The organism is Streptomyces niveus (assembly GCF_001723055.1).
GTDB classification, from domain to species: Bacteria; Actinomycetota; Actinomycetes; order Streptomycetales; family Streptomycetaceae; genus Streptomyces; species Streptomyces niveus.
This window is the reverse complement of sequence record NZ_MDCR01000455.1, coordinates 1-9593: the sequence shown is the minus strand read 5'-3', so window position 1 is coordinate 9593 and position 9593 is coordinate 1. Positions and strand designations below refer to the sequence as shown.

Genomic DNA, 9593 nt, shown 5'->3' with positions numbered 1-9593 from the left:
CCCGGCGGCTGACCGCCGGGCTGCCGGACGCGTGGGTGATCGCGGCCACGCCGCTCGGGTTCGCGCAACTGGCGCGCCGGCTGCGGCACAGCACCGCGTGGGATCCGGCGCGCACCGTCGCCTTCGCGTCGCTGCTGGACTCCCGCCTGCCTGCGCTCGCCGGGCCGGACACGGTGCGGGGTCTGCGCGGTGCCACCGCCGAGGGGGGCACCTGGGACGTACGCGGGGGCTGGGTCACCGTCCGTCCACCGGCAGGATCTCGGTGAACGCGGCGGTGACGGCGAGAGCCCCGGCCGACACACTGCCCGCTGCCCGTCCCGTCCGCCCGGCGCGTGGAGAATCCAGAAATGACGGATTCCTCACCAGCCGACGGATTCACCGCGCAGACCGAGTGCGGCGGGCCGACGCGTACGCCGTGGCGGGCGTTCCTGCGTACCGAGACCGGCAGCGCGGCCGTACTGCTGGTCGCCGTGATCGCCGCGCTCGCCTGGGCGAACACCGACCTCTCCTCGTACGACCGCTTCTGGCGGACCCATGTGGGGCTGTCGTTCGGGTCGCGGAGCCTCTCCCTCGAAGTGCGCGACTGGGTCAACAGCGGCCTGATGGCGGTGTTCTTCTTCGTCGTCGGTCTTGAGGCGCGCCGCGAGCGGGACATGGGCGAGCTGCGTGACGGCCGGCGGATCGCGCTGCCGGTGGCCGTCGGGATCAGCGGCATGCTTCTGCCCGTCGCGATCTATCTCCTCGTCAACGCCGGGCACAGCACCGTCCACGGCTGGGGCGCCGCGATGTCGACGGACACCGCGTTCGCCCTCGGCGTGCTCGCCCTGCTCGGCAAGCGTCTGCCCACGGGGCTGCGCACGTTCATCCTGACGGTGACCGTCGTCGACGACTTCGTGGCTCTCGGGGTGATCGCCTTCGCCTACAGCGAGCGCGTGGCGCCCGTCGCGCTGCTGGTGGCCATCGGCATTCTCGGTGTGATCGTGCTGCTGCGGTACGAGGGGGTGCGCCGAGGCGGCTGGTACGCGCTGCTGGGGATCGCCGCGTGGGTCGCGCTGTGGGAGTCCGGTGTCGATCCCGTCGTCATCGGGCTGGTCATGGGGCTGCTCACGTCCGCGTACCCCGCAGCGCGCGGTGATCTGGAGCGTGCCAGCGGCCTCTTCCGCCGGTTCAGGGAACAGCCGACGCCGGAGCTGGAGCGCTCCGCGCGGATCGGACTGGCGTCGGCGATCTCGCCGAACGACCGGCTGCTGCGGATGTACCACCCGTGGTCGAGCTATGTGATCGTGCCGGTGTTCGCGCTGGCCAACGCCGGGATCCAGCTCTCCGGCGCCCAGTTGGCGCAGGCCTTCGCCTCCCCCGTGACGCTGGGCATCGTGTGCGCGTATCTCGTCGGCAAGCCGGTCGCGGTCCTCACCGCCTCGTGGCTGTCCGCGCGGTTCAGCCACGGCCGGCTGCGCCCGCCCGTCGGCTGGGGCGCCGTCGCCGCCGGGGGGACGGTCGCCGGTGCCGGATTCACGGTGTCGCTGCTGATCGCCACGCTGGCCTTCGACGGCGAACAGCTGGAGAACGCCAAGATCGGCATCCTCACCGCTCTGCTCTGCGCGTTCACGCTGACCTGGGCGGTGAGCGCTGTGATCGGGCTGCTGCCGAAGCGGCGGCGCAACCGCGCCCTGCTCGGTACCGCCGAGTCGATCGTGGACCTCGCGGTCCCCGTCGATCCCGAACTCGACAAGATTCGCGGCCCGTTGGCGGCGCCGGTCACCGTCGTGGAGTACGGCGACTTCGACTGCCCGTACTGCGGGAAGGCCGAGCCGGTCATCCGGGAGCTGCTGGCCGACTTCGGGGACGTGCGCTACGTGTGGCGGCACATGCCGCTGACCGACGTCCACCCGGGCGCGATGCTCGGGGCCGAGGCGTCGGAGGCCGCGCACGACCAGGGCGCGTTCTGGGAGATGCACGATCTCCTGCTGGCGCGCGAGGGCACGCTGCGGTTCACGGACGCGCTGGGCTTCGCCGCCGACCTCGGTCTGGACACGGAGCGCTTCGAACGGCAGCTGCGGCGCCACAAGGGCGCGGGGCGGATCGCGGACGACGTGGACTCGGCGGACCTGAGCGGGGTGTCGGGGACGCCGACGTTCTTCATCAACGGGCGCCGTCACCACGGGGCGTACGACATCGGTCATCTCTCGGCGGCGGTGCGCACCGCCCGCCAGCAGGCGGCGCTCACCGAGCCGGAGTCATGACGCCGGACAGCCGTTGCCTCGGATGCCTCAGACGCTCAACGGGTCGCCGTCGACGGCCAGTTCGGCCGCCGCCCTGGCCAGGGTCGGCGGGTGGCCGAAGAGGCCGGGCAGACCGCCCGAGTGCAGGAAGACCGTGCGCCGGCCCGGGGTGATCTCGCCGGCCCGGACGGCGGCCGTCAGCCCGGCCATCGCGCGGCCGGTGTAGACGGGGTCGAGCACGATGCCCTCGGTACGGGCGACGAGTGTGAGGGCGGTCATGACCGGTTCGGTCAGCACGGGGTAGCCGGCGCCCACCTGGTCGAGCCTGATCCGCAGGGACTCCGGCGGGCAGTGCGTACCGGAGAGGCCGGAGACCAGGTCCGACACGACGCGGGCCGGTTCGGTGACGGCTCCGCAGTGGACGCCCAGCACCCGCTCGGGTCCCAGCGAGCCGACGAGTCCTGCCATGGTGCCGCCGGAGCCGAGCGCGACCACGACGGACGCCAGGTCGGGTACCTGGTTGAGGAGTTCCTTCCCGCACTCGACGTAGCCCCGGGCGCCGAGCGCGCTGGATCCGCCGAAGGGGATCAGCGCGGGGACGGCGCCCCGGTCCCGCAGTGTGCCCGCCACATGCCGGGCGGTGGCGGCGATCTCGTCCTTGCCGCCTTCCCCGGCCCACACCACCCGCGCGCCGAACAGGCCGTCGAGCGCGAGATTGCCGGACTCGGACGATCCGGAATCACCGGCCAGTACGAGAACGACGTCGAGCCCCAGCCGGGCTCCGGCCGCCGCCGTGAGGCGGGCGTGGTTGCTCTGCGGCGCGCCGGTCGTCACGAGGACGGTGGCCCCCTCGGCCAGTGCCGCCCCGCAGGTCCATTCCAGTTTGCGTACCTTGTTGCCCCCGCCGCCGAGGCCGATGAGGTCGTCGCGTTTGACCCACAGGTCGTCGGCGCCGAGGCCGAGCGCGCGGGCCAGTCGTGGCATCGGTTCGAGCGGGGTCGGCCAACTGCCGAGCGGGGCGCGGGGCGGCTGAGCGTCGCCCGTGGACATGGTCACCATGGGCTCCACTCTGCCTGCCCGCTCCGCGACTCGCCGCGCGCGGGGGCCGCTCCGCGCGCCGCCCCCGGCTACCCCTTCCCGTCACCGGCCTCGTCGGTGGCCGTACGCCCGACGAGGCGTTCGTAGCGCTGGCGGGCGGCCTGCGGGGTGCCGAGACCGAGGCCGAAGGCGACCTCCTGCCAGGTCATGCCCCGGCCCCGCGCCATCTGGAGGAGTCCCGCTTCCAGTTCGTCCATGTCCCCACGGGCGCGCGGCACAAGGCTCAGTGCGGCGGTGATGTCGGCCTGGTCCACCTCCGGCTCGTCCGCTTCCCGCTTCGCCGCGCCGCTGAGCAGGAACGACACGAGCCGGACGGCTTCGTGCGGCGCGATGACGGACGGATGCGCCTGCCTGCGCCGCTGCGCGTCGGTGGCCGCGTGCCGCTCGGCGATACGGAACAGGGACGCGTGCACCCGGTGCGCGCGGGCCTGGTCCGGGTGGGGAGCGGTGAAGGGGTCGGAGGTGTGCTGGTCAGGAGTCGATGGCATACGGCCAGCATGCTTCGGCGCACACAATGGTGTCAACTGATCGTGTTGAACACTTCGTTCACATCGGATCGGTACGGCCGGCGGCTCACGGGCGGTACACCTCGCCCGGCTCGGGAACCGCCGGCGCGAAGAGCTGGGGAACGGTCACGAAGGTGAAGCCGCGCTCCTTCAGCTTCTTGATGATTCCCGGCACGGCCGGGACCGTTCCGTCGTAGATGTCGTGCAGCAGGATGATCCCGTCGGCTGACGCGTCGTCGATTATGCGGCGCTCGATGAGGGCGGAGTCGGTCGTGGAGTAGTCCTTGGCCGTGGCGCTCCACAGGATCTGCGAGAGGCCGAGTTCGCGGGAGATGTCGGTGACGTCGCCGTTGGTACGGCCCTGGGGCGGGCGCATCAGTGTGGGCTTGTGCCCGGTGATCTCGGCGATGGCGTTCTGCGTGCGGGCGAGTTCCTCGCGTATCCCGTCCCGGTCGAGATCGGTGAGTATCCCGTGGCTCCAGGTGTGGTTGGCGACCTCGTGCCCCTCGTCGGCGATGCGGCGCACGGTCTCGGGATGGGCCAGTACGTGATTCTTGCCCAGCAGGAAGAAGGTGGCCGGCACCTTCTCCTCCTTGAGGATGTCCAGCAGCCGGGGCGTGTCCTTGCCGGGGCCGGCGTCGAAGGTGAGGGCGATGCACTTGGCCTCGGCGCAGTCGACGGAGCCGTACCGGCCCTTGCCGTCATCTCCCGCGTCCCCTCTGACCGTTGCGGGCGAGACGGTCTGCGTGCCACAGCCGGTGAGGGTCAGGGCGAGTGCCGCGACGACGGCGAGTGCGGCGACGGCGGTACGGCGCATGGGCGCGCATGACCTGTTCTCGGGCATGGCGGAGCGAGGTGTGGCGTTTTCGGGCATGACGGAGCTCTCTCTGCGTTCTGTGACGGTGTTTCCGGTGGCGCGCGGCGTACCGGGTCTACGCGGCGTACGGCCGCGGCGTCGCGGCGACGGGCACGACGGGGCCTGCCCCGGAGCCTCGCGACGGCGCGTGCGAGGGGGGTTGTCGTGCGCGGGAAGGGGCCCTCGGAAGGGCGGCTGCTTACATCCGGATCCCGTCACCGCGACTGGGCGCGGGGCAGGGCGGATGGAGCCGGGAATGACAGAAAATGCCAGGCCAGGCGGGGTCCCATGACATGCGAGCCACTATACACATGGGGTATACGCACGGTTCATAGAGGTCCGGAAACCGCCCACGGAAAAGGGGCAACACGGTGAACTCGCGCCCTTCGCACGTTGAAGTGCCGCGTTACGGGAAGACGCTCCGGGACACGCCCTCAGCTCGCCAGGCCCGCGCCCCAGGAGGCGACGGAAACGATGGACACCAGCCCCACGGTCATCCTGATCGTCGCCGCCGTCGCGCTCGCGCTCGTCGCGATGCTCGTCGCGACGGTCGTTCTGTTCGTCAAGGTCTTCCGGACCCGCGCGCTGCTGCGCGAGGCCGGGGTGCCGCTGTCCAACCGCGCCGCGTACTGGGGAGCCCTCATCTATGTGGTGAGCCCCGTCGACCTGCTGCCCGACCCCGTCTATCTCGACGACATCGGCGTCCTGCTGCTCGCCCTGCGCTCTCTGCACGCGGCGTCGGCGGGCGCGGCGGCCCATGTCCAGGACCGTGAACGCAAGGGATCGCGGACGAGAGGCACTCGTCCGCGATCCCTTGGTTCACCGTGAGGAAGCCCCGCCGGGCTCCGGTTGATCAGCTGAGTCGGTGGACCAGCTGGGTGTCGAGTTCGTAGCGCGCGCCGACGATCTCCAGCTTGCCCTCGGCCACCTTGGCGGCGAGATCGGCCTCGGCCGCCAGACGTGAACGGACCAGCTGGACCTGGGCGCTGACCGTGGCGTTCACCCGCGCGTCGCCCTCCTGCGAGTGGTCGATCGCGGGCTTGATCTGGTCGGCTATGTACTGGATGTGGGCGGGCAGCGACTCGCCCGTCTCCTCCGCGTGCACGGCGGCGGCGACGGCGCCGCACGACTGGTGCCCGAGGACCAGGACCAGCGGGATGCCGAGTTCCAGGACGCCGTACGCGACGCTGCCGAGCACCGCCTCGTCCAGGACCTCACCGGCTGAGCGGACGGTCATGAGGTCGCCCAGCCCCTGGTCGAAGACCAGCTCCGGCGGCACGCGGGAGTCGATGCAGCCGAGTATCAGCGCGAAGGGCGCCTGGCCGGACACCAGCGAGTGCCGCACGGACTGCGACTCGTGCGGGTGCTGTTGCTTGTAGGTCCGCCACCGGCGGTTGCCCGCGGACAGCTCCGCCAGCGCGGCGGCGGGGGTGGTGGGCCTGGAGGAGTGTGAAGTGGGGGTCCGGGTGGCGGCACCGGCCGGCATGGCGCCGGCGATGAGTCCGCTTCCGGCCGCGGTGGCGACCGCCGCGGTGGCGACGGAGGCGCGGAGCAGCGCGCGGCGGCTGGTCGCCACCGGCATCTGAGCATGTGTGGTCATTTTCACGCACGGACGTTAACGCCCGTAACATTAAAGGACTTTCACACAAAGAAAGTCTTGGCCGTCTCTTGAGTATCCCTTGGCCATAAATGACCTGAGCGTGACCACTCACGACCGTTTCGCGACGACCGGTGATCGGTCGAAGGCTGCTCGCGGCAGTGGGCAAAGGAGTGGTCCGCGAGGCCGAACTACGCCTGCAGCGCCAGGAGTTCACCTTGAAGACATGATCCGTTCAGCAGTCCTCGGGTCGGTCTCGGACCGTCCTCGGGTCAGCGGAAGACACCGCTGTACGCGTTGAGGGCGGGCTGGCCGCCGAGGTGTGCGTAGAGCACGTTCGAGGTCGGCGGGATGTCCCCGCCGCGTACGAGATCGATCAGCCCGGCCATCGACTTCCCCTCGTACACCGGGTCGATGATCATGCCTTCCAGACGGCCCGTGAGCCGGACGGCGTCGAGCGTGGACTCCACCGGGATGCCGTAGAGGTCCCCGGCCCAGCCCGCCAGGACGGTTATCTCGTCGTCCCGCACGTCCCGTCCCAGTCCGATGAGTTCGGCGGTCGCGCGGGCGATCCTCGCGACCTGGGCGTGGGTCTCGTCGATCGTGGCGGAGGCGTCGATGCCGAGGATCCGGCGGGGGCGGTCCTGGCCCGCGAATCCCGCGATCATGCCGGCCTGGGTGCTGCCCGTGACGCTGCACACCACGATCGTGTCGAAGAAGACGCCCAGTTCACGCTCCTGGCGCTCCACCTCGTAGGCCCAGTTGGCGAAGCCGAGTCCGCCCAGCGGGTGGTCCGAGGCGCCGGCCGGGATCGCGTACGGCGTGCCGCCGGCGGCCTCGACGTCGGCCAGGGCGCGGTGCCAGCTGTCCTTCGTACCGATGCCGAACCCCGCGTCGACCAGGCGCACTTCGGCGCCCATGACGCGGGACAGCAGAATGTTGCCGACCTTGTCGTTGACGGCGTCGGGCCAGTCGACCCAGCTCTCCTGGACCAGGACCGCCTTCAGTCCGAGCCGGGCGGCGACGGCCGCGACCTGGCGCGTGTGGTTGGACTGGACGCCGCCGATGGTGACGAGGGTGTCCGCGCCCCGCGCGAGGGCGTCCGGGACCAGGTACTCCAGCTTGCGGGTCTTGTTCCCGCCGTACGCCAGGCCGCTGTTGCAGTCCTCGCGCTTCGCCCAGATCCGGGCGCCGCCGAGGTGGCCGGAGAGGCGGTCGAGCGGATGGACGGGGCTGGGGCCGAAGAGGAGAGGGTGACGCGGGAAGTCGTCGAGCGGCATCGGTGGCTCCTGGGGTCGAAGCGGCGGGGCGGGGGGTGTCAGTCGTGGTGCTCGTCTTCGTGCGCGACGTCTTCGTGCGCGACGTCTTCTTCGTGCTCGTGCTCGTCGGCGGGCAGGGCGTCCAGGAGGGGCGCGAGTGTCTCCCAGTTGGCCCGGGTCGCCGCCGCGGCGCCCTCCACGTCGCCGGCGGCGCACAGTTCGACGATCCGGTCGTGCTGGGCGACCGAGCCACGGCCGCTCAGCGAGGAGAAGCGCAGCCGCTCGACGCGGCGCAGCACCGGTGTGAACTGTTCGAGTACGGCACGCAGGGCCTGGTTCGCGCTCGCGGTCACCGCGACGCCGTGGAAGGCGTCGTCGGCGGCCACGGCCGCGTCCACGTCGTTCCTGGCGAGGGCCTCGGCGAAGCGGGTGTTGGCGGCGCGCATGGCGTCGAGTTCGGCGGTGGACAGGTTGGGCAGGGCCTCGCGTACGGCCAGTTCGTGCAGGGCTGCGGTGACGGACTGCGCGCCCCGGGCGGCCCGGAGGTCCAGCGGGCTGACGATCGTGTAGCGGCCGGGTTTGGTCCGTACGAGACCGGTCTGCTCCAGGCGTCCCAGCGCCTCCCGGATGGGCGTGCGGCTGATGCCGAGCCACGCCACGAGATCACTGTCGTTGAGCCGCTCCCCCGGGGCGAGCGTGCCGTCGACGATCGCGTCCCTGAGGGCCTGGTAGGCGTTCTCCCGGAGGAGCGATCTGGAGACGAGCCCTCGGCTCTGCGGTACCGGCATGCAATATATTGCACATCGCGAGCCCTGAACCGTCAAGGTCGCGACGGGATCGGGCCGGTGCGGTCAGCTCACGCCGCGCGGCCGGAACTGGACGCTGATGCGCGCGCCCACCGCGCGTGTCGTCTTGGGGATCGCGTGCTCCCAGGTGCGCTGGCAGGAGCCGCCCATGACGATGAGGTCGCCGTGCCCGAGCGGTCTGCGGACGACGGTGCCGTGGCGGTGGCGGGGCCGTAGCACCAGATCGCGCGGGGCGCCGACGGACAGGATCGCGACCATGGTGTCCTCGCGGGAGCCTCTGCCCGTCCGGTCGCCGTGCCAGGCGACGCCGTCGTGGCCGTCGCGGTAGTAGCAGAGTCCGGCGGTCGTGAACGGCTCGCCCAGCTCGCCCGCGTAGTACGTGCTCAGCGCGTCGCGCGCCTCGGCCAGGACCGGGTGCGGCAGCTCGTCGCGACCGCCGTCGCCCCGCTCTCCGTAGAAGGCGAGCAGCCGCGGCACCGCCACCACCCGCTCGTACATCTGCCGGCGCTCGGCCCGCCAGGGCACGCCGGACGCCAGCTCCTCGTACAGCGCGTCGGCGCCGCCGAGCCAGCCGGGGAGCAGATCGATCCACGCGCCGTCGCCGAGCACGGTCCTGGTGACGTCCGTGAGCGGACCGAGCCGGATCTCGTCGGTCTGGTCGAAGAGTGAACCCTGCGCGTGTGCTGCCATACGCCCAGCATAACCACACGTTCGAACGTACGAACGAATTGCCTGTCCGGTACCCGCAGGGCGCTCAGCCGAGCCCCTCCCGCCGGTCCAGCCACTCGCGCGGTACGCCGTCCACCCCCGTACGCGCGCCGACGATGCCGCCCGTGATGGCGCACGTCGTGTCGACGTCGCCGAACGCCTCGGCCGTCGCCCACAGCGCGGCCTCCAGGTCGTCCGGGTGCCGGGCCGCCGTCCAGACGGCGAACGGGACGGTGTCGTCCGCGCGGATGCGCTGCCCGTTGCCGAGGATGTCCGACGCCTGCCACGGCTCGGTGGCGAAGGGCACGCCCACCGCCCGCGCGAGACCGTCCCGTACCGGCCCCTGAGGGGTCGCCTCGTGCACCGCCTCGATCGTCAGCCCGCCCCGGGCGGAGAGCGCGGCGGCCACGGCGACCGCCACCGCGCCCGCGACGCCCTGGGGATGGGCGTGGGTCACCTCCGCCGACAACGCGGCCTGCTCCACGACGCGTTCGAGGTCGTCGGCGATGCGCGTCGCACCTCTCGGCGCCCGGTTCGCCGA

General features: G+C 71.7%; 10 protein-coding genes and 1 pseudogene. 3 read left to right on the top strand and 8 right to left on the bottom strand.

All coding sequences use genetic code 11. The features are described 5' to 3' along the window. Positions 1-266 (top strand): annotated as a pseudogene (locus tag BHU15_RS36095) (hypothetical protein); the annotation flags it as partial. Between the two features lie 81 nt (positions 267-347). Beyond that, positions 348-2243 (top strand): Na+/H+ antiporter NhaA, encoded by a 1896-nt coding sequence (nhaA, locus tag BHU15_RS36090; RefSeq protein ID WP_069630958.1) that lies wholly within the window; start codon positions 348-350, stop codon positions 2241-2243. A 27-nt stretch (positions 2244-2270) separates the two neighbouring features. Here nhaA and BHU15_RS36085 read toward each other — a convergent pair whose 3' ends face one another. The 3 genes from BHU15_RS36085 to BHU15_RS36075 all read right to left on the bottom strand — a co-directional run bounded on the left by BHU15_RS36085 (position 2271) and on the right by BHU15_RS36075 (position 4670). Then, positions 2271-3281, bottom strand: coding sequence for a D-cysteine desulfhydrase family protein (locus BHU15_RS36085; RefSeq protein WP_255293294.1), 1011 nt, complete (start codon positions 3279-3281; stop codon positions 2271-2273). Positions 3282-3349: 68 nt separating this feature from the next. Beyond that, positions 3350-3808: a DNA-binding protein gene (locus tag BHU15_RS36080; RefSeq protein ID WP_069630957.1), complete on the bottom strand. Its 459-nt coding sequence runs from the start codon at positions 3806-3808 to the stop codon at positions 3350-3352. 85 nt (positions 3809-3893) lie between these two features. Beyond that, complete coding sequence (locus BHU15_RS36075; protein WP_069630956.1) at positions 3894-4670, bottom strand: polysaccharide deacetylase family protein; 777 nt, start codon at positions 4668-4670, stop codon at positions 3894-3896. Positions 4671-5156: 486 nt separating this feature from the next. Between BHU15_RS36075 and BHU15_RS36070 the strand changes: the two genes are divergently transcribed. Continuing rightward, the gene (locus BHU15_RS36070; RefSeq protein ID WP_069630955.1) at positions 5157-5510 is read left to right on the top strand and encodes a YkvA family protein; all 354 of its coding nucleotides are present in this window, start codon (positions 5157-5159) and stop codon (positions 5508-5510) included. Between the two features lie 25 nt (positions 5511-5535). Here the strand turns inward: BHU15_RS36070 and BHU15_RS36065 are convergent, their stop codons facing one another. The 5 genes from BHU15_RS36065 to BHU15_RS36045 form a co-directional block, all read right to left on the bottom strand. Further along, complete coding sequence (locus tag BHU15_RS36065; protein WP_069630954.1) at positions 5536-6282, bottom strand: carbonic anhydrase; 747 nt, start codon at positions 6280-6282, stop codon at positions 5536-5538. 269 nt (positions 6283-6551) lie between these two features. Continuing rightward, a complete protein-coding gene (locus BHU15_RS36060; RefSeq protein WP_069630953.1) occupies positions 6552-7559 on the bottom strand; it encodes a 1-aminocyclopropane-1-carboxylate deaminase in 1008 nt (335 codons plus the stop codon). A 38-nt stretch (positions 7560-7597) separates the two neighbouring features. Next, positions 7598-8326 carry a GntR family transcriptional regulator gene (locus tag BHU15_RS36055; protein ID WP_069630952.1) on the bottom strand — a complete coding sequence of 243 codons (729 nt, stop codon included), beginning with the start codon at positions 8324-8326 and terminating at the stop codon, positions 7598-7600. Between the two features lie 63 nt (positions 8327-8389). Next, a complete protein-coding gene (locus BHU15_RS36050; protein WP_069630951.1) occupies positions 8390-9034 on the bottom strand; it encodes an alpha-ketoglutarate-dependent dioxygenase AlkB family protein in 645 nt (214 codons plus the stop codon). Between the two features lie 64 nt (positions 9035-9098). Further along, positions 9099-9593, bottom strand: a 495-nt coding sequence (locus tag BHU15_RS36045) for an ADP-ribosylglycohydrolase family protein (RefSeq protein ID WP_141726968.1), incomplete at its 5' end; no start/stop codon positions are given.